Consider the following 18,417-nt stretch of genomic DNA (forward strand, 5'->3'; position numbering starts at 1 on the left):
GGCTATCCTCTTCCTGCAAGCAACTGAAAGATATTTATAATTTTTGTTTCATGTGGAGATGGTTAATGGCGACTTACACGGGCACCAGCGGCAATGACCGCATCACCGGCGGCACCGGAAACGATTTTATCCTGGGCAGCGCCGGCAATGACACGATTTACGGCATGGACGGTGCTGACATCATCATGGGCGGGGCCGGCAACGATTGGATCATGGGGGGAAATGGAAAGGACACCATCTATGGAGACGGCGGAGATGACGTCATAATCGTAAACGACGTGAGGGATTATTATTCCCTTGCAGGCGATGATATTTCTGGCGGCTCTGGCGAGGATACCATAGCGGCAGAAGCGACCACCAGCAGCAGCTTGCTTGTCATAAAACTAGGGAAGGTGTCTTGGGTAGAGGTTCTGGAAAACAGGACGAACAAGGAACTCATGGTAGAAGGCGCCGGAATTATCGATGTTTCCAGCATAGGAGATTATGAGTCAGCAGGTGGCGCTCTGGGGCAGATCTGGGGCAGTTCGACCAACGACACCATCTACGGATTCAATTTTTCCTGGCACTCCGACACGATTTCTGGCGCGGCCGGGAACGACCTTATCCATGGCATGGCCGGCGATGACTTTCTTTTGGGAATGGCAGGAAACGACACCCTGTCCGGCGGCGCAGGCAATGACGCACTGGCGGGCTATACCGGCAGCGATACCTTTCTTTTCAAATACGATTCCGACGAAGGAAACGACCGCATCATGGATTTCGAGGGCGGCACCGACAGGATCCAGCTTACCAATACCGGCGGCGGCGTGACATTCGACGACCTCGTGCTTACCGATGTCGGCGCGGATTGCCGTATAGATCTGGCCAGCGGAACCTCGATCCTGATCGTGGGCGTCGGTTCCGCCGCGCTCGACGCGGGCGATTTCATCTTCAGCTGACGGCAGGCCCCAGGGGCCTCAATCGGCCTCGGGCACCAGCTTGCCGGGGTTCAGCACCCCCTCGGGGTCCAGCGCCTGCTTGATCGCCGCCATGACGCCGATGGCCGCGCCGTGCTGGGCGGGCATCAGGGGGCGCTTGCCGATGCCCACACCATGCTCGCCGGTGATGGTGCCGCCCACCGCGATCGCACGCTCGGCCATGCGCAACGCAACGCGCTTGGCGGCGGCAAGCTCGGCCTCGTCGCCGGGCGCCACCAGGATCTGGGCATGGAAATTGCCGTCGCCGACATGGCCGACGATGGGGCCCAGCAGGCCCTCGGCGCGGATGTCCTCGGCCGCCGCCGCCACCGCGGCGGGCAGATGCGACATCGGCACGCAGACATCCGTCACCACCGCCGTCGCCCCCGGCCGCAGCGCCAGGCAGGAACGATAGGCGTTGTGGCGCATCTTCCACAAGGCAGCCCGCGCCTCGGGCGTGGTCGCCCAGTCGAAGCCGGTGCCGCCGAACTCGGCCGCCAGCGCGCCGAAGGCCTCGGCATCGCCCTTGACCGAGGCGGAGGAGCCGTGGAACTCGACCATCAGATGCGGGCCTTCATGCATCTGCGTGCCCGAGGCGCGGTTGAAGGCGCGCACCACGTCGGCGTCGATGAACTCGATCCGCGCCATCGGGATGCCGGACTGGATCGTGGCGGTGACGCATTCCACCGCCTGCTCCAGCGTCGAAAAGCCGCAGACGGCCGCGGCGACCTCCTCGGGCTGGCCATGCAGGCGCAGGGTCAGTTCGGTGATGATGCCAAGCGTGCCTTCGGAACCGACGAAGAGCGCCGTCAGGTCATAGCCGGCGCTGGATTTCGCCGCCCGCGTGCCGGTGCGGATGACGCGCCCGTCCGCCAGCACCACCTCGAGCGCCAGCACGTTGTCGCGCATGGTGCCATAGCGCACGGCCGTGGTGCCCGAGGCGCGCGTCGCCGCCATGCCGCCCAGCGAGGCATTGGCGCCGGGATCGACCGGGAAGAACAGGCCGGTCGCGCGCAGCTCAAGGTTCAGCGCCTCGCGCGTGCAGCCGGGCTGGACGCTGACCTGCATGTCCTCGGCGCGGATCTCCAGCACCCGGTCCATCTTGGTCAGGTCGATCACCAGCCCGCCCTGCGGCGCCAGCGCCTGCCCTTCCAGCGAGGTGCCGGTGCCCCAGCCGATCATCGGCACGCGATGCGCATGGCAGATGGCGGCGATGCGCGAGACCTCCTGGGTCGAGACCGGCCAGGCCACCGCATCGGGCGGCGGCGCGCGGTGGAAGGTCTCGGACTGGGCGTGCAGGTCGCGGTCGGCGCCGCTGGTGGACAGGCGCGCGCCCAGAAGCGCGGAAAGCGCGTCGAGGGCCGGGGCGGGAATCGGCATGGACATCTCCTGCGGCATTGGTATGGCAGTTGATAGTCCCGGCGGCAGGCCAAGGGCAAGCCAGGGTCAGGACTTGGCGCCCACCGCGCCCTTCACCGCCTCGATGGCGGGGGTGACGGCGTAATGCGCCACCGGAATCAGGATCATGCCCCAGATCACCCCGAAGATGCCGTCGAAGAAGGCGGTGGTGGTCCAGGCGGCAAGGCCCGGTGCCGCGGGCAGGGCCTGGGCCGCGACCTCGGCCGCGCCGTGGATCCAGTCATAGGGCTGGTGCTGGCCCAGCACATGCAGCCCGTGGATGACGATCTGGCCGCCGACCCAGATCATCGCCGCGGTGCCGACCACGGTCAGCACCTTCATGAAGCCCGGCATGACATGGACGATGCCCCGCCCCAGCCCCGCGGCAGGGCCGCCGCGTTCATGCAGGTGCAGGCCGAAATCGTCCGCCTTCACGATCAGCGCCACGAAGCCGTAGACCGCGACGGTGATGCCCACCGCCACCACCGCCAGGATCAGCGCCTTCATCCAGATCGCATCGCCGTTCGGGATCGCGGCCAGCGCGATGGTCATGATCTCGGCCGAGAGGATGAAGTCGGTCTTGATCGCGCCGCGCACCCGTTCCTCTTCCAGCCCGGCCCCGCCCTCGGCGGTCGCCTGCAGATGCGGCTCGTTTATCTTGTGATGGCTGAGCGCATGCACCAGCTTCTCGGCCCCCTCGAAGCACAGGTAGGAGCCGCCCAGCATCAGCAGCGGCGTGATCGCCCAGGGCGCGAAGGCCGAGAGCAGCAGCGCGATGGGCAGCAGGATCACCAGCTTGTTGAAAAGCGAGCCGCGCGCGATCTTCATCACGATCGGCACCTCGCGCGCGGCGGAAAAGCCGTGGACGTATTTCGGCGTCACCGCGGCGTCGTCGATCACCGCGCCGGCGGCCTTGGCGCCGGCCTTGACCGCCTGGCCCGCCACGTCGTCGACCGATGCGGCCGCGATCTTGGCGATCCCCGCCACGTCATCCAGCAGCGCCAGCAATCCGCTCATGTCCGTTTCCCGTCCCAGGTTCCTGCGCGGCACTCTAGGCGGCGGCGCGCCCATGCGCAATTCGCAGCCGCGGCGACGGTTCCCGCGCCCCGCCCGGCTTGCGCCCGCGCAGGGAATCATTCATCAAGCATGGGACAATCGAAAGGGCCGCCCATGCTGGATCAGAACGCGAAACCGACCGAAGAGATCGACCTGCGCGAGGTCTTCGGCCTAGACAGCGACATGAAGGTCAAGGGCTTTGCCGAACGCTCGGACCGGGTGCCCGACATCGACACGACCTACAAGTTCGATCCCGACACCACGCTGGCGATCCTGGCGGGCTTTGCCTACAACCGTCGGGTGATGATCCAGGGCTATCACGGCACCGGCAAATCCACCCATATCGAGCAGGTGGCGGCGCGGCTGAACTGGCCCTGCGTGCGGGTGAACCTGGACAGCCACGTCAGCCGGATCGACCTGATCGGCAAGGACGCGATCAAGCTGGTGGACGGCAAGCAGGTCACGGTCTTCCACGAGGGCATCCTGCCCTGGGCCCTGCGCAACCCGACCGCCATCGTCTTCGACGAATACGACGCCGGCCGGGCCGACGTGATGTTCGTGATCCAGCGCGTGCTGGAGGCGGACGGCAAGCTGACACTTCTGGACCAGAACGAGGTCATCACCCCGAACCCCTATTTCCGCCTGTTCGCGACGGCGAACACCGTGGGCCTGGGCGACACCACCGGCCTCTATCACGGCACGCAGCAGATCAACCAGGGCCAGATGGACCGCTGGTCGCTGGTGGCGACGCTGAACTACCTGAGCCACGACGCCGAGGCGGCGATCGTGCTGGCCAAGAACCCGACCTACAACACCGAAAAAGGCCGCAAGATCATCAGCCAGATGGTGACGCTGGCCGACCTGACGCGGACCGCCTTCATGCAGGGGGATCTCTCCACGGTCATGTCGCCGCGCACGGTGATCGCCTGGGCGCAGAACGCGCGCATCTTCGGCGACAACGTGGGCTATGCCTTCCGCCTGACCTTCCTGAACAAATGCGACGAGCTTGAGCGCCAGACGGTGGCCGAGTTCTATCAGCGCCTGTTCGACGAGGAACTGCCGGAAAGCGCGGCGGTCAAGGCGGGCTAATGCCCGCCCTTGATCTCGTTCAGGGCCGCCATCGCCAGAAAGCCCGAGCGGGTCAGGCCCAATTGCTCTGCCGCCGCATCGACCGCGTCCAGCGTTCCGGCATCCATGCTGACATTCACCCGGCGCTGCCTGGTCATGCGACGGATATGCGGCACCGCGATCAGGAAGGCGCCAGCCGTCAGCTCTGCCGCGCATTCGGCGGCGATTTCGCCCAAGGCGCGGGGCTGGCTGTCCGGGGCGTCCTCGAACCACAGTTCCAACGCCTCGACCGCGTTCGGCAGGATGTCCTTTTCGTCATCGGCCGCCGAAAAGCAGCCCGGCAGGTCCGGGAAACGGATGCCAAAGGCGCTGTCGGGAGCTTTTTCGACCAATGCCAGATAGGTTTTCATTCCTTGTCCTCCAACCATCCTGCCATGCGCGCGATGCTGCGGGCCGTGCCAAGGGGCAAGTCCTTTTTGGGGTGCGGCACGATCACGACGCGCCCTTCCTTGCGGAACTTGTGATGCGATCCCCGGATCGAAACCTCTTCCCAGCCTTCCGCGGCAAGGCGGCGCAGAATGTCGCGGCTGTTCCGAAAGATTTCTACGTGTGTAAATATGTGCGCATGACCTGTTGCGTCAAGTCCTCTCGACAGCCGGCCTGAACTGGCCCAGAAATAGATCATGAAAAAATCCGACAACCCCGCCGATCCGTTCAAGAAGGCCCTGACCGAGGCCACCCGCGCCCTGGCCGAGGATCACGAGTTGAACGTGACCTTCACCGCCGATCCTTCCGGCGTGGCGGGCGATACCATGCGCCTGCCGCAGGTCAGCCGCCGCATGACCCGCGACGAGGTGCTGCTGGCGCGCGGCACCGCCGACGCCCTGGCGATGAAGCTGCGCCACCACGATGCCGGAACCCATGCGAAATACGCGCCCGCCGGACCGATGGCGCGCGACCTCTACGAGGCGATGGAGACCGCGCGCTGCGAGGCGCTGGGGGCCCGCGACATGCCCGGCGCGCTCAGCAACATCGACGCCAAGCTGGGGCAGGAGGCCGAGCGCAAGGGCTATGGCCAGATCAAGGCCCCGGCCGATGCGCCGCTGGCGGTGGCGGCGGGCTATATCGTGCGGCAGGCGGCGACGGGCCGCGCCCTGCCCTCGGCCGCGCAGCATGTCGCCGACCTGTGGCGCCCCTTCGTCGAGGAACAGGCCGGCGCCGATCTCGATCATGTGGGCGAGGTGCTGGCCGACCAGGCGGCCTTCGCCCGGCTCGCCCGCAAGGTGATCGCCGACCTGGGCTATGGCGACCAGCTGGGCGAAGACCCCGACGAACCGCAGGAGGACGAGGCCGAGGAAAACGCCGAGCAGGACGAGGAGGCCGGCGACAACCAGTCCCGCGACCAGAACCAGGACGACGAGGCCGAGGCCAGCCCCGAGCGCACGCAGGAGCAGACCCAGGAAGAGCGCCAGGCCCAGGTCAGCATGGACGACCAGTCCGACGAGGAGCTGGTGGACGAGGCCGAGATGTCCGAGGCCGAGACGCCCCCGGACCTGCCGCCGCAGGTCAGCGAGGCGAGCCCGGATTACCGCGTCTATGCCCAGGAATTCGACGAGGAGATCCGCGCCGAGGATCTGGCCGACCCGGCCGAGCTGGAGCGGCTGCGCGCCTATCTGGACAAGCAGCTGGAACCCCTGCGCGGCGCCGTCTCGCGCCTGGCCAACAAGCTGCAGCGGCGCTTGCAGGCACAGCAGAACCGCAGCTGGGAATTCGACAAGGAGGAAGGCGTGCTGGACGCCGGCCGCCTGGCCCGCGTGGTGGCGAACCCGACGACACCGCTGTCCTTCAAGGTCGAAAAGGACACCGAGTTCCGCGACACCGTGGTGACGCTGCTTCTGGACAATTCGGGCTCGATGCGCGGCCGGCCGATCAGTATCGCCGCGATCTGCGCCGACGTGCTGGCCCGCACGCTGGAGCGTTCGCAGGTCAAGGTCGAGATCCTGGGCTTCACCACCCGCGCCTGGAAGGGGGGCCAGAGCCGCGAGAAATGGCTGGCCGCGGGCCGGCCGGCGCAGCCGGGGCGGCTGAACGACCTGCGCCATATCATCTACAAGGGCGCCGATGCGCCCTGGCGGCGGGTGCGCCCGAACCTGGGCCTGATGATGAAAGAGGGGCTCCTCAAGGAAAACATCGACGGCGAGGCGCTGGAATGGGCGCATCGCCGGCTGTCGCGGCGGCCCGAGGCGCGGCGCATCCTGATGGTGATCTCGGACGGGGCGCCGGTGGACGATTCGACGCTGTCGGTCAACCCGGCGAATTTCCTGGAAAAGCACCTGCGCGACGTCATCGCGATGATCGAGCGCAAGAAGCAGGTCGAGCTGCTGGCCATCGGCATCGGCCATGACGTGACCCGCTATTACGAGCGCGCGGTGACGATCACCGATGCCGAGCAGCTGGCCGGCGCCATGACCGAACAGCTCGCCGCCCTGTTCGAGGCCGATCCCAGGAAGCGCGCCCGCGCCATGAACCTGCGCCGCGTGGGCTGAACCTGTTCTTTCGGGCTGCTTGAACTGCCCCGCGTCCCATGCGACCAATTTCGCAGGACCGGGGCCGTTTTTCCGCCTCGCAGGCCAAGGGGCTTTGACGTGCTGAAGATCGGTTTCTTCATTCCCGAATTTCCGGGCCAGACCCATATCTTCCTGTGGCGCGAACGGCAGGCGCTGGCGGAGCTGGGGATCGAGGCCGAGCTGATCTCGACCCGCCCGCCGCCGCGCGCCGTCGCCTCGCACAGCTGGGCCGCCGAGGCGCAGGCGCAGACCCGCTACCTGATGCCCCTGGGCGGCGAGGGCCTGGGCATCCTTGCGGAACTCCTGCGCTCGGGGCCCGCCGGCTGGGCGCGGGGCCTGGGCGCGGCGATGACCGCCGAGGCGCAGGGGCTCAAGGGCCGGCTGCGGATGCTGGCGCTGCTGGCCATGGGCGCGCGGCTCAAGCGCATCGCCCGCCAGCAGGGCTGGAACCACATCCATGTCCACAGCTGCGCCGACAGCGCCAATATCGCCATGTTCGCCGAAAGGCTGGGCGGGCCCGGCTACAGCCTGACCCTGCACGGCCCGACGCTGGAGGGCTACGGGCCGAACCAGCGGCAGAAATGGCGCCATGCGCGCTTCGCCACCATCATCTCGCAATTGCTGACGCAGGTGGCCGAGCGCGAGATCGGCACCGACCGCCCGGCGGTGATCAATGTCGCGCCGATGGGCGTCGACCTCGACCAGATCCGGCGCCAGACCCCCTGGCAACCGCCCGCGCCGGGCGAGCCGCTGCGCATCTTCAGCTGCGGCCGGCTGAACGCGGTCAAGGGCCATGACCACCTGATCCAGACGGTCGCCCTGCTGCGCACCCGCGGCATCGATACCCGGCTGGAGATCGCCGGCGAGGACGAACAGGGCGGCACCGGCTATCACCGCCAGCTCGACGCGCTGATCGCGGAAAAGGGGCTCAGCGATGCGGTGACGCTCTTGGGCGCGGTCAACGAAACCTCGGTCCGCGAAGGGCTGGAGCGCGCGCATGTCTTTGCGTTGGCCAGCCTGAACGAAGGCATCTCGGTCGCGATCATGGAGGCGATGGCGATGGAGATGCCAGTGGTCGTCACCGATGTCGGCGGCAATCACGAGCTGATCACCTCGGGCCGCGACGCGATCCTGGTGCCGCCCGAACGCCCCGAGGTCATGGCGGACGAAATCGCCCGGCTCCACGCCGATCCCGACGAGGCGCGGCGGCTGGCGCAGGCCTCCCGCGCCCGCGTCGCTGCCGATTTCCACCACCGCCGCAGCGCCCAGGCGGTGGCCGACGGGCTGGCCCGCACCCTGCCCGGCGGGCGCGAGGCGCTGGCCCGCGCCTGACATCCAGAACAAGACCCAGAGGCAAGCATGTTCCAGACCTATGACAGCCACTCCGACCCCGCCGCGCATCCGCCCCGGCTGGCGGCGCTGCGCCGCGAACTGGCCGCGCGCGGGCTCGACGGCTTCCTGGTGCCGCGCGCCGACGCCCATCAGGGCGAATATGTCGCGGCGCGGGATGCGCGGCTGGCCTGGCTGACCGGATTTACCGGCAGCGCCGGCTTCTGCATCGTCACGCCCGACCGCGCCGGCGTGTTCATCGACGGCCGCTATCGCGTGCAGGTCAAGGCCCAGGTGGACCCCGCGCATTTCACCCCGGTGCCCTGGCCGGAGACGAAACCCGCCGACTGGCTGCGCGAGGCCCTGCCCGAGGGCGGGCGCATCGGCTACGATCCCTGGCTGCACACGCGGCGCGAAATCCGCGAGATGGAAAAGGGCTTGGCCGGCTCGGGCATCGCGCTGATCGCGCTCGACACGAACCCGGTCGATGCGATCTGGACCGACCAGCCCGAGGCGCCGGTGGGCGCGGTCCGCCTCTGGCCCGACGAGATCGCAGGCGAGACTGCGGCCGAAAAACGCGCCCGCATCGCCCGCGCGCTGCGCGATGCCGGACAGCAGGCAGCGGTGCTGACCCTGCCCGATTCGGTGTCGTGGCTGCTGAACATCCGCGGCGCCGACGTGCCGAAGAACCCGGTGGTGCAAGGCTTCGCCATCATCGAGGAGAACGGCCATGTCGCCGTCTTCACCAACCCGGCCAAGTTCGGCGCGGAGGTGCGGGCGGCGCTTGGCAATGCGGTATCGATCCTGCCGCTCGATGCGCTGACCCCGGCGCTGACCAATCTGGCCGGCCCGGTGCGGGTCGACCCCGCCAGCGCGCCCGAGCGGGTGTTCGCGCTGATCGAAAGCATGAAGACCCCCATCGCCGAAGCCCCGGATCCGGTGATCCTGCCGAAAGCGCGCAAGAACGCGGCCGAGATCGCCGGGATGCGCGCCGCCCATCTGCAGGACGGCGCCGCGGTGACGGAACTGCTGTGCTGGCTCGACGCCCGCGCACCGCATCTGGACGCCGAGCCGCTGACCGAGATCGACGTGGCCACCAAGCTCGAGGAACTGCGCGTGGCGCGCGGCATCCTCGACATCAGCTTCGACACCATCGCGGCCACCGGCCCGCATGCCGCGATCCCGCATTACCATGTCGACCGGCAAAGCAACCTGCGCATCCTGCCCGGCCATGTGCTGCTGGTCGATTCCGGCGGGCAATATGCCAACGGCACCACCGACATCACCCGCACCCTGCCGATGGGCCCGGTCGATCCGGCGGTGCGGCGGCCCTATACCCGCGTGCTTCAGGGCATGATCGCGCTGTCGCGGGCGCAGTTCCCCAAGGGCCTCGCGGGCTGCCATATCGACGCGCTGGCCCGCGCGCCGCTGTGGTCCGAGGGCATGGATTACGACCACGGCACCGGGCACGGCGTCGGCGCCGGCCTTTCGGTGCATGAGGGGCCGGTCAGGATCTCGCGCATCTCGGACATCCCGCTGGCCCCCGGCATGATCCTGTCGAACGAGCCCGGCTATTACCGCGAGGGCGGCTTCGGCATCCGCATCGAGAACCTGATCGTGGTCGAGGAACAGGGCAGCCCCGACGGGCGCGAGATGCTGGGCTTCGAGACCCTGACCTTCGCCCCGATCGACCGTCGCCTCATCGAGCCCGGCCTGCTCGCCCCGGCCGAGATCGCCTGGCTCGACGCCTATCATGCGCAGGTCCGGGAGAAGATCTCGCCCTTGGTCGCGGGCGAGGTGCGCGATTGGCTCTCGCTGGCGACGCGGCCGCTGGGCAACGCCTGACACCTGGCGCCGTTCACCGTGTCCCAAATGCTCCCCGGACGGCGCCGGCCGCGCCGCCCGTTCCAATGGGGCGCCGCGGCCGCGACTTCTCTGTTCCCCAAATACTCCGGCAACCGCGCCCCTGGGCACCGTCGCATGGGTATTTGGCAAACGGAAAGAACGGCGAACTCAGCCCTGCGGGTGGCGGCGGCGCCAGGCCAGCGAACTGAGGAAGGCCATGCCGATGAAGCAGGCGCCCAGGAGGCCGGTGACCACTTCCGGGATCGGCCGCAGGGTCTGGACGAACATCAGGATCGACAGCACGAAGATCGACCAGAAGGCACCGTGTTCGAGATAGCGGAAGGCGGCCAGCGTGCCGCGCTCGACCAGCATCACCGTCATCGAGCGCACATACATCGCGCCGATGCCAAGGCCGATGGCGATCAGGAACAGGTTCTGGGTCAGCGCGAAGGCGCCGATCACCCCGTCGAAGCTGAAGGACGCGTCCAGCACCTCGAGATAGAGGAAGGCGCCGAAGCCGCCGCGCGCCATGTCGGCATGTCGGGGGGCGCCGCCCCAGCGATCCAGGACATGGCCGAGCATGTCCACCAGCAGATAGGTGATCACCCCCCAGATCGCGGCGATGATGAAGGCATGCTCCTTTTCCGCCGGCAGCTGGCCCACGATCACCAGCATGCAGATCAGCACGAAGCCGACCTCCATGCCGCGGATCTCGCCCAGCTTGCGCAGCGCGGCCTCGACGCCCTTGATCCAGTCCACGTCCTTGGCCTCGTCGAAGAAATAGTTCAGCGCCACCAGCATCAGGAACGAGCCGCCGAAGGCCGCGATGGGCAGGTGCGCCTCGTGGATGATGCGGGAATATTCCTGCGGCTGGGTGGCGGCGAGGCGCAGCGCCTCCCATGGCGCCAGATGGGCGGCGATCACCACGACGAGCAGCGGAAAGATCACCCGCATGCCGAAGACCGCGATCAGGATGCCCCAGGTCAGGAAGCGGCGCTGCCATTTCGGCACCATCCGCTTGAGCTTGTTGGCATTGACGATGGCATTGTCGAAGCTGAGCGATATCTCCAGCACCGCCAGGATGCCGGCGATCAGGAAGAAGGCCAGCGCCCCCGAGCCGGTGCCATGGTATTCCCAGCCCAGGAAGGCGGCGAGCGCCAGTCCCGCGCCGGTGACGATGAAGGGCCAGGTCATGTAGCTGAGGGTCGATCTCATGGGGTTCCCCGTCATGCGGCTCGTGCCCTTCGGTCTTAGGCCCTGCCGGAAGGACGGGCAAGGCGGGCGGGCGCAGGGCAGCCTTGCGCGCGGCCCAGGGCGCCGCCCGTGCTTTCAGCCGCGCACCAGCACCGCCAGGTCGGCGACATTGGTGCCGGTGGCGCCCGTTAGCACCAGCGCATCGCCCGCCGCCAGCGCCTGGGTCGAATCGTTCCTGGCCAGCGCCGCCGCTGGGTCGATGCCGCCCGCCCGGATCGCGGCCGGCGTGCCGGCGCCGACCAGCCCGCCCGCCGCCTCGCCCGGACCGTCGCGCCCGTCGCTGCCGATCGCGGTAAAGGCCCAGCCGAAATTCACCGGCTGCGCCTCGGCCAGCAGCGCAAGCCGCAGGGCCAGTTCCTGGTTGCGCCCGCCCATGCCGTCGCCGACCAGCCTGACCGTGGTCTCGCCGCCGAAGGCCAGCGCCTGGCCCGGCCGCAACCCCGGCGCCAGGGCCCAGATCGCCCGCGCGCAATCCTGCACGTCGCCCGCAAGCGGCAAGGGCGCCGGATCGGCCCCGGCCGCGACCATGGCCGCGACCAAAAGCGCGTTCGAGCCGATGAGGATGTTGCGGGCCGGCGGCAGGGCGCGGCGGTCCTGGGGCCGCCGCAGCACCGCCCGCGCCACATCAGACATCCGTTCCCAGATGCCCAGCCTGCGCGCCAGCTCGGCGGCCTCGGCCCGCATGCCGACCGGCGCCACCGTCGGCCCCGAGGCGATCACCCGCAGGTCGTCCCCCGGCACGTCGGACAGGATCAGCGCCGCAACCGGCGCCCGCGACAGCCGCCGCCCTTCAGCCGCGACAGCCCCTGCCGGATCAGGTTGACCTGCGCAATATCGGCGTCCGAGGCCAAGAGCAGCCGGTTCACCGCCTGCTTGTCGGCCAGCGTCGAGCCGGCAGCATGGCCGAGCCCCCGCCCGAGATCAGCGCCAGCACCCGGTCCTGCGGCCGGGCCGAGGAAAGCCGGGAGATCAACGCCTCGGCCGCCGCCACGCCATCGGCATCGGGCTGCGGATGGCCGGCGCGCATGACCCGCGCGCCGGCCAGCGCCGCGTCGTTGCCGGCATTGGTCACCGCCAGCGCCTCGGCGCCCGGCAGCGCCTCCAGCGCCGCCTGGGTCATGGCGCGGGCGGCCGCCCGCCCGGTCCCGGCGGATCGGCCAGCACCCCGGCCATGGCCCGCGCCACGGCGGCCGCAGGATCGGCGGCGGCGATGCCGGCGCGAACCAGCACCATGGCGCGGGCGCCAGGCACCATCAGTTCACCCGGTCGGGCAACGCCTGCCCCTCGGCAAAGGCGACCAGGTTGTTCAGCGCCCGCATCGCCATGGCGGTGCGCACCTCCTCGGCGGCGGTGCCCAGATGCGGCAGCAGGGTCACGTTCTCCATGGCGCAAAGCGCGGGCGCCACCTTCGGCTCGAACTCGTAGACGTCGAGCCCGGCCCCGGCGATCCGGCCCTGCGCCAGGGCCTCGACCAGCGCCGCCTCCTCGACCACGTCGCCGCGGGCGATATTGACCAGGTATGAGCGCGGCCCCAGCCGCTCCAGCTCATGCGCGCCGATCATGTGCCGGGTCTCGGCCCCGCCCGGCACGGCGACGACGGCGAAATCCGACTGCGCCAGCAGTTCGTCCAGGTCGGCCACCTGCCGGGCCGGGAAGTCCAGCGACGAGACCACCGAGCGGTTGTGGAACAGCACCTCCATGCCGAAGCCGAAATGGCAGCGCCGGGCGATGGCCTTGCCGATGCGGCCCATGCCGATGATGCCGACGGTGCAGCCGGTGACATGGCGGCCCAGCAGCTGCGTCGGCTCCCAGCCGGTCCATGCGCCGCGGCGCAACAGCCGCTCGCCCTCGCCCGCCCGGCGCGCGGTCATCAGGATCAGGGTCAGGGCGATGTCCGCCGTGGCCTCGGTCACGGCATCCGGGGTGTTGGTCACGGCGATGCCGGCCGCCGCGGCCGCCGCCACGTCGATATGATTGTAGCCGGCGCCGAAATTCGCCAGCAGGCGGCAGCGCGGCCGGGCCTGGAAGGCCTCGGCGGTGAAGCGGTCGCCCAGGGTCGGCATGATCGCGTCGTAATCGGCCAGGGCCTGCGCCGCCTCCTCGACGCTCAAGCCGTCCCGGCGGTCCAGGATCTCGGTCTCGAACCGGGCCGACAGCGCATGTTCCGCCGCCTGCGTCATGCGGCGCGTCACCAGAAGCTTCATCAATACATCCTCCCCCCGTCCGGCACCTCGCGTTCGGGACCGATCAGCACCACCTCGCCCTCGGTGTCGGGCAGGCCCAGCACCAGCACCTCGGACATGAAGGGGCCGATCTGGCGGGGCGGGAAATTCACCACCGCCAGCACCTGCCGGCCGATCAGTTCCTCGGGCGCATAATGCCGGGTGATCTGGGCCGAACTCTTGCGGGCGCCGATCTCGGGCCCGAAATCCAGCCACAGCTTGAAGGCCGGGCGCCGCGCCTCGGGGAATGGCTCGGCACGGGTGATGCGGCCGACGCGGATCTCGACCTTCTCGAAATCCGCCCAGGCGATCTGGCCGCTCATCGGCCCAGCTCCCGCCCCCGCTCGGCTGCCGCGGCGACGGTGCGGCGCATCAGCGGCGGCAGGCCGGTCTCGGGGTCCATCAGCTCGCGAAGCCCCGCCGCCGTGGTCCCGCCGGGCGAGGTCACGGCCTCGCGCAGCCTGGCCGGATCCTCGTCCTCATGCACGGCCAGCGCGCCCGCCCCGGCCACGGTCGCCCGCGCCAGTTCGAGCGCCAGCGCCGGCGAAAGCCCCTCGGCCGCGCCCGCCGCGGCCATGGCCTCGATCATGTGAAACACATAGGCGGGCCCCGAGCCGGAAAGCGCCGTCACCGCATCCATCTGATCCTCGCCCTCCAGCCGCACCACGCGGCCGACGGCGGACAGCAGCGCCTCGGCGAGGGCCATCTCGGCCTCGCCGGCCCTGGCGTTGCCGATGACGGCGGTGATGCCCTGGCCGATGGCCGCCGGCGTGTTCGGCATGGCGCGCACGATCGGCGCCGCCGGAAAGGCCGCCTCATACGCGCCCAGCGTCACCCCCGCCGCGACCGAGATGACCAGCGTCCCCGCCCCGACCGACAGCCGCGGCAGCACATCCGCCATCATCTGCGGCTTGACGGCGATCACCAGCACGGCGGGCGCCTCGGGCAATTCTCCGTTGATCCAAATACCCAGACCCGACAGCTCCGCCCGCGGCTGGGGGTCCACCACATGCACCGCCCGCGCCGCCAGCCCGTTCTTCAGCCAGCCGTCCAGCAGCGCGCCGCCCATGCGGCCGCAGCCGACCAGCACCAGCCCGCGCGCATTCAGATCCGAGAAATCCATGTCCTGCCCCCTGACTTGGCCCGCGCAAAGGCGGGAATTCAGGCGCGACCGTAGGCCTCGGACATGGCGATGTCCATGGCGGCCTCGGGCGTGGCGTCGCCCCAGCAGGCCAGCTGGAAACAGGGATAGAAGCGCTCGCAGGCCAGGATGGCATTGCCGATCATCTGGTCGATCTGCTCGGGGCTGGCGATGGCGTCGCCCGAAAGCACCAGCCCATAGCGCCAGACCATCAGCCTCTGCGGCCCCCAGAAGGTGAAGCCGCCGTCCCAGACCTGGTCGTTGGCCAGGTTCAGGACCTCGTAGAGCGCCGGCAGCTTCTCGGCCGGGGGGTCCATGTCGAAGGTGCAGATCAGCCGCAGCACCTCTTCGCGCGGCGACCAGGCCAGCGTGATGGAATAGGTGCGCCATTGGCCCTCGACCGCCATGGCGATCTGGTCCTCGGCCAGACGGTCGAAATCCCATTCGTGATGCGCCGCGACGGTTTCCACGATGTCGATGGGATGGATGTCATCGCTATGGATGAAGTCCAGCTGTGCCATGTCCTGTCCCCCTGCCTGTCTGAGAGCGGGGCAAGGTCGAAACCCCAACCCTTGGTGGCCCAGACTACACCCGGCGTAGTTTCCGGGATGCGCCTACAACATATCGTGTGCCGGTTCCACGAGGGTGTAAAGCGAAAATTCCGTTACCGGATCGCGACAGCCAGGCTCCGCCGCTTGACCGCCGGCTTTCGTGCAGGTTCAAGGGCGGCCAGGGAGGATTGCCCATGCGCGACCACGGCGGCGACATCGACAAGGCGGCCAGCCGCTTCGGCCGGGCGGACTGGATCGACCTGTCCACGGGAATCAACCGCCGGCCCTGGCCAAACCCGGCAAGTTCGGCGGGGCCGCTTTCGGCCCATGCCCTGACCGCGCTGCCGACGGCCGCCGATACCGCCCGGCTTTGCGCCGCGGCCGCCGTCCGATTCGGCTGCCCGCCAGAGCAGATCCTGCCGCTGGCCGGCGCCTCGGCGGCGATCCAGCTTTTGCCGCATGTGCTGCCGGGGCGGCGCGCGGCAGTGCTGTCGCCGACCTATAACGAACATGCCGCCAGCCTGCGCGCCGCCGGCTGGGAGGTGGCCGAGCCCGCCGACCCGGCCGCGCTGGCCGGCGCCGATCTGGCGGTGATCGTGAACCCGAACAACCCGGACGGGCGCGAATTCCTGCCCGCGCAGGTCGCCGCCATTGCCGCGACGGTCGGGCAGCTGATGGTGGACGAAAGCTTTGCCGATCCCCGCCCCGACCTGTCGATGGCGGGCGCGCGGCCCGATAACGTCACCGTACTGCGCAGCTTCGGCAAGTTCTGGGGCCTTGCCGGGCTGCGGCTGGGCTTTGCCATCGCCGCGCCCGAGACGCTTGCCCGCTTGGCCGAGCGCGCCGGCCCCTGGTCGGTCAGCGGCCCGGCGCTGGAGATCGGCACCCAGGCGCTGGCCGATGCGCCATGGATCGACGACACCGTGGTCTGGCTGTCCGAGGCCGCGCTGCACCTGGACCAGATCGTCACCCCGCATTGGCCGCTGGTGGGCGGCACGCATCTGTTCCGGCTCTACGACACCCCCGACGCGCCGGCCGCATGCGACCTGCTGGCCCGTGCCGGCATCTGGAGCCGCATCTTTCCCTGGCATCCGCACTGGATCCGCCTGGGCATTCCCGGCAATCGCGAGGAATTCGACCGCCTGGCCGGCGCCTTTACGGCAGCCGGTTGACATGCCCCATCTTGCGGCCGGGGCGCGCCTCGCCCTTGCCGTAAAGATGAAGCTGCACGCGCGGCTGCTTCAGCAGTTCCGGGATGCGCAGCACGTCGTCGCCGATCAGGTTCTCCATCTCGACATCGGCGTAACGCTGGCCGTCGCCCAGCGGCAGGCCGGCCACGGCGCGGATATGCTGCTCGAACTGGTCCACGGCGCAGCCCGCCTGCGTCCAATGCCCCGAGTTATGCACGCGCGGCGCGATCTCGTTCACCACCAGCCCGTCGCGGGTCACGAACAGCTCGACCCCCATGACGCCGATATAGTCCAGCGCGTTGACGATGCGGCCCGCGACCAGCACCGCATCGGTCAAGAGGCCGGCCGGAAGGCCGCAGGGCACGGTGGTGGTGCGCAGGATGCCGTCGCGATGGACGTTCAGCCCCGGATCATAGGCCGCGACCTGCCCGTCGGCGCCGCGCGCGACGATGACGCTGATCTCGGCCGAGAAATCCACGAAGCCCTCCAGCACCGAGGGCGCGCCGGTCCAGTCCCGCTGCCCCGCATCGGAAAAGCGGATCTGCCCCTTGCCGTCATAGCCCAGCCGCCGGGTCTTGAGGATCGCGGGCGCACCCAGCGCCGCCAGCGCCTCGGGCAGGTCGGCCTCGGTCTCCACGCTGCGATAGGGGGCGGTGCGCAGGCCGATGCCGGCCAGGAAATCCTTTTCCGCCAGCCGGTCCTGCGACACGGCCAGCGCGCGGCGGTTCGGCCGGATCGGGCGCAGCGATTCCAGCAGGTCCAGCGCCGCCGTCGGCACGTTCTCGAATTCATAGGTGATGACGTCGACCGATTCGGCAAAGGCGCGCAACGCGGCCTCGTCCTCATAGGGCGCGGTGGTCAGACGATGCGCCACGTCGCCTGCCGGCGCGGCGCCCGGCTCGTAGACATGGCAGCGATAGCCCAGCCGGCTGGCCGCGACCGAGAGCATGCGGCCCAGCTGGCCCCCGCCCAGGATGCCGATGGTGGCGCCGGGTTTCAGTTCACTCATCCTTCGGCTCCTCGGGGATGGAATCGGACAGCGCCTGGCGCCAGGCATCCAGCCGCGCGGCCAGATCGGGATCGGACACCGCCAGGATGCCGGCCGCCATCAGCCCGGCATTGGCGGCACCTGCCGCGCCGATGGCCATGGTGGCGACCGGATAGCCCCTGGGCATCTGCAGGATGGAATAAAGCGAATCGACGCCCGACAGCGCCCTGGTCTGCACCGGCACGCCGATCACCGGCACCCGCGTCTTGCTGGCCATCATCCCCGGCAGATGCGCGGCCCCGCCGGCGCCGGCGATGATGACCTTGAGCCCGCGCGCCACCGCGGTCTTGCCATAGTCCCACAGCCGGTCCGGCGTGCGATGGGCGGAAACGATCCGGGCCTCGTAGGCGATGCCCAATTCGTCCAGGATGGCGGCGGCCTCGCGCATGGTCGGCCAGTCGGACTGGCTGCCCATGATGATTCCGACAGGCTTCCCGGCGGGCTTTTCGGCGGCTTTTTCCATGGCTCGACCCCCTTTTGCGCCCCGCCCTACAGCGCCGGGCGGGATCATGCAATCAGGCGATGATGTCGGGGGTCAGCTCGTCCTCGAGCCGGGCGATGCGGTCCTTCAGCGCCAGCTTCTGCTTTTTCAGCCGTTGCAGGGTCAGCGAATGGGTCAGGCTCTGGCTCGACAGCGCGGCGATCGCCTCGTCGAGATCCCGATGCTCGCGCCGCAGCACCTCCAGCTTGGCGCGGGTGATCTCTTCATGGGACATCTCATGTTGGGCGTTCATCTCGGGCCTCGGGCTGGATCGCCTTGGTTATAGCGCGGCCTCCGGGCGTTGTTAATGG

The 18,417-nt window shown here is 69.1% G+C and carries 20 protein-coding genes and 1 pseudogene; 6 read left to right on the top strand and 15 right to left on the bottom strand.

Going from position 1 to position 18,417, the window contains the following annotated elements; genetic code table 11:
• Positions 1–65 precede the first annotated feature (65 nt).
• On the top strand, positions 66–938 hold the full coding sequence (locus tag KF941_RS09570; protein WP_214273209.1) for a hypothetical protein: 873 nt from the start codon (positions 66–68) through the stop codon (positions 936–938).
• Between the two features lie 18 nt (positions 939–956).
• On the opposite strand, the gene KF941_RS09575 is transcribed toward KF941_RS09570, so the two are convergent.
• Together KF941_RS09575 and KF941_RS09580 are read right to left on the bottom strand one after the other, a co-directional pair.
• Positions 957–2,336, bottom strand: coding sequence for an FAD-linked oxidase C-terminal domain-containing protein (locus tag KF941_RS09575; RefSeq protein ID WP_072460940.1), 1,380 nt, complete (start codon positions 2,334–2,336; stop codon positions 957–959).
• A 66-nt stretch (positions 2,337–2,402) separates the two neighbouring features.
• Entirely contained in the window at positions 2,403–3,371 is a 969-nt protein-coding gene (locus tag KF941_RS09580) for a DUF808 domain-containing protein (protein WP_214273210.1), read from the bottom strand.
• 153 nt (positions 3,372–3,524) lie between these two features.
• Here KF941_RS09580 and cobS point away from each other — a divergent pair, with 153 nt between their 5' ends.
• On the top strand, positions 3,525–4,499 hold the full coding sequence (cobS, locus tag KF941_RS09585; RefSeq protein WP_036751307.1) for a cobaltochelatase subunit CobS: 975 nt from the start codon (positions 3,525–3,527) through the stop codon (positions 4,497–4,499).
• On the opposite strand, the gene KF941_RS09590 is transcribed toward cobS, so the two are convergent.
• Both KF941_RS09590 and KF941_RS09595 read right to left on the bottom strand, forming a co-directional pair.
• Entirely contained in the window at positions 4,496–4,888 is a 393-nt protein-coding gene (locus tag KF941_RS09590) for a type II toxin-antitoxin system HicB family antitoxin (protein WP_072460942.1), read from the bottom strand. The two genes, cobS and KF941_RS09590, sit on opposite strands and share 4 nt — an antisense overlap.
• Positions 4,885–5,163 (bottom strand): type II toxin-antitoxin system HicA family toxin, encoded by a 279-nt coding sequence (locus KF941_RS09595; RefSeq protein WP_214273211.1) that lies wholly within the window; start codon positions 5,161–5,163, stop codon positions 4,885–4,887. Before KF941_RS09595 ends, KF941_RS09590 begins: the two co-directional genes overlap by 4 nt.
• On the opposite strand from KF941_RS09595, the gene cobT reads away from it, so the two are divergent.
• From cobT to KF941_RS09610, 3 genes are all read left to right on the top strand, one after another.
• Positions 5,162–7,024 (top strand): cobaltochelatase subunit CobT, encoded by a 1,863-nt coding sequence (cobT, locus tag KF941_RS09600; protein ID WP_240540272.1) that lies wholly within the window; start codon positions 5,162–5,164, stop codon positions 7,022–7,024. The genes KF941_RS09595 and cobT overlap by 2 nt on opposite strands.
• Positions 7,025–7,123: 99 nt before the next feature.
• Entirely contained in the window at positions 7,124–8,377 is a 1,254-nt protein-coding gene (gene epsE / locus KF941_RS09605; protein WP_214273212.1) for an exopolysaccharide biosynthesis GT4 family glycosyltransferase EpsE, read from the top strand.
• A 27-nt stretch (positions 8,378–8,404) separates the two neighbouring features.
• Positions 8,405–10,219, top strand: coding sequence for an aminopeptidase P family protein (locus KF941_RS09610; RefSeq protein ID WP_214273213.1), 1,815 nt, complete (start codon positions 8,405–8,407; stop codon positions 10,217–10,219).
• 168 nt (positions 10,220–10,387) lie between these two features.
• Here KF941_RS09610 and KF941_RS09615 read toward each other — a convergent pair whose 3' ends face one another.
• The 8 genes and pseudogenes from KF941_RS09615 to KF941_RS09640 all read right to left on the bottom strand — a co-directional run bounded on the left by KF941_RS09615 (position 10,388) and on the right by KF941_RS09640 (position 15,357).
• The gene (locus tag KF941_RS09615; protein WP_214273214.1) at positions 10,388–11,449 is read right to left on the bottom strand and encodes a DUF475 domain-containing protein; all 1,062 of its coding nucleotides are present in this window, start codon (positions 11,447–11,449) and stop codon (positions 10,388–10,390) included.
• A gap of 99 nt (positions 11,450–11,548) precedes the next feature.
• Complete coding sequence (locus tag KF941_RS27955) at positions 11,549–12,157, bottom strand: MOFRL family protein (protein WP_346428995.1); 609 nt, start codon at positions 12,155–12,157, stop codon at positions 11,549–11,551.
• Positions 12,140–12,593: pseudogene (locus tag KF941_RS27960) on the bottom strand (DUF4147 domain-containing protein); the annotation flags it as partial. The pseudogene KF941_RS27960 and the gene KF941_RS27955, both read right to left, overlap by 18 nt.
• Positions 12,590–12,727: a hypothetical protein gene (locus KF941_RS27965; RefSeq protein ID WP_240540273.1), complete on the bottom strand. Its 138-nt coding sequence runs from the start codon at positions 12,725–12,727 to the stop codon at positions 12,590–12,592. The pseudogene KF941_RS27960 and the gene KF941_RS27965, both read right to left, overlap by 4 nt.
• A complete protein-coding gene (locus KF941_RS09625; protein ID WP_116222934.1) occupies positions 12,727–13,677 on the bottom strand; it encodes a D-glycerate dehydrogenase in 951 nt (316 codons plus the stop codon). The genes KF941_RS27965 and KF941_RS09625 overlap by 1 nt, the downstream gene beginning before the upstream one ends.
• Complete coding sequence (locus tag KF941_RS09630) at positions 13,677–14,018, bottom strand: tRNA-binding protein (protein WP_214273215.1); 342 nt, start codon at positions 14,016–14,018, stop codon at positions 13,677–13,679. Before KF941_RS09630 ends, KF941_RS09625 begins: the two co-directional genes overlap by 1 nt.
• Positions 14,015–14,818, bottom strand: coding sequence for a pyrroline-5-carboxylate reductase (gene proC / locus KF941_RS09635; RefSeq protein WP_116222935.1), 804 nt, complete (start codon positions 14,816–14,818; stop codon positions 14,015–14,017). Before proC ends, KF941_RS09630 begins: the two co-directional genes overlap by 4 nt.
• Before the next feature lie 38 nt (positions 14,819–14,856).
• Positions 14,857–15,357, bottom strand: a complete 501-nt coding sequence (locus KF941_RS09640) for a YbjN domain-containing protein (protein WP_036751324.1) — start codon at positions 15,355–15,357, stop codon at positions 14,857–14,859.
• Between the two features lie 224 nt (positions 15,358–15,581).
• On the opposite strand from KF941_RS09640, the gene cobD reads away from it, so the two are divergent.
• Positions 15,582–16,559 (top strand): threonine-phosphate decarboxylase CobD, encoded by a 978-nt coding sequence (cobD, locus tag KF941_RS09645; protein WP_214273216.1) that lies wholly within the window; start codon positions 15,582–15,584, stop codon positions 16,557–16,559.
• Here cobD and KF941_RS09650 read toward each other — a convergent pair.
• Genes KF941_RS09650 through KF941_RS09660 form a run of 3 tightly spaced genes read right to left on the bottom strand, consistent with a single transcriptional unit; the run spans position 16,543 to position 18,359 of the window.
• On the bottom strand, positions 16,543–17,586 hold the full coding sequence (locus KF941_RS09650) for a 5-(carboxyamino)imidazole ribonucleotide synthase (RefSeq protein ID WP_036751329.1): 1,044 nt from the start codon (positions 17,584–17,586) through the stop codon (positions 16,543–16,545). The genes cobD and KF941_RS09650 overlap by 17 nt on opposite strands.
• A complete protein-coding gene (gene purE, locus KF941_RS09655; RefSeq protein ID WP_214273217.1) occupies positions 17,579–18,088 on the bottom strand; it encodes a 5-(carboxyamino)imidazole ribonucleotide mutase in 510 nt (169 codons plus the stop codon). Before purE ends, KF941_RS09650 begins: the two co-directional genes overlap by 8 nt.
• 52 nt (positions 18,089–18,140) lie before the next feature.
• Positions 18,141–18,359 (bottom strand): DUF465 domain-containing protein, encoded by a 219-nt coding sequence (locus KF941_RS09660; protein WP_036751331.1) that lies wholly within the window; start codon positions 18,357–18,359, stop codon positions 18,141–18,143.
• Positions 18,360–18,417 lie beyond the last annotated feature (58 nt).

It is taken from the genome of Paracoccus sp. pheM1 (assembly GCF_018499825.1).
GTDB lineage: Bacteria > Pseudomonadota > Alphaproteobacteria > Rhodobacterales > Rhodobacteraceae > Paracoccus > Paracoccus versutus.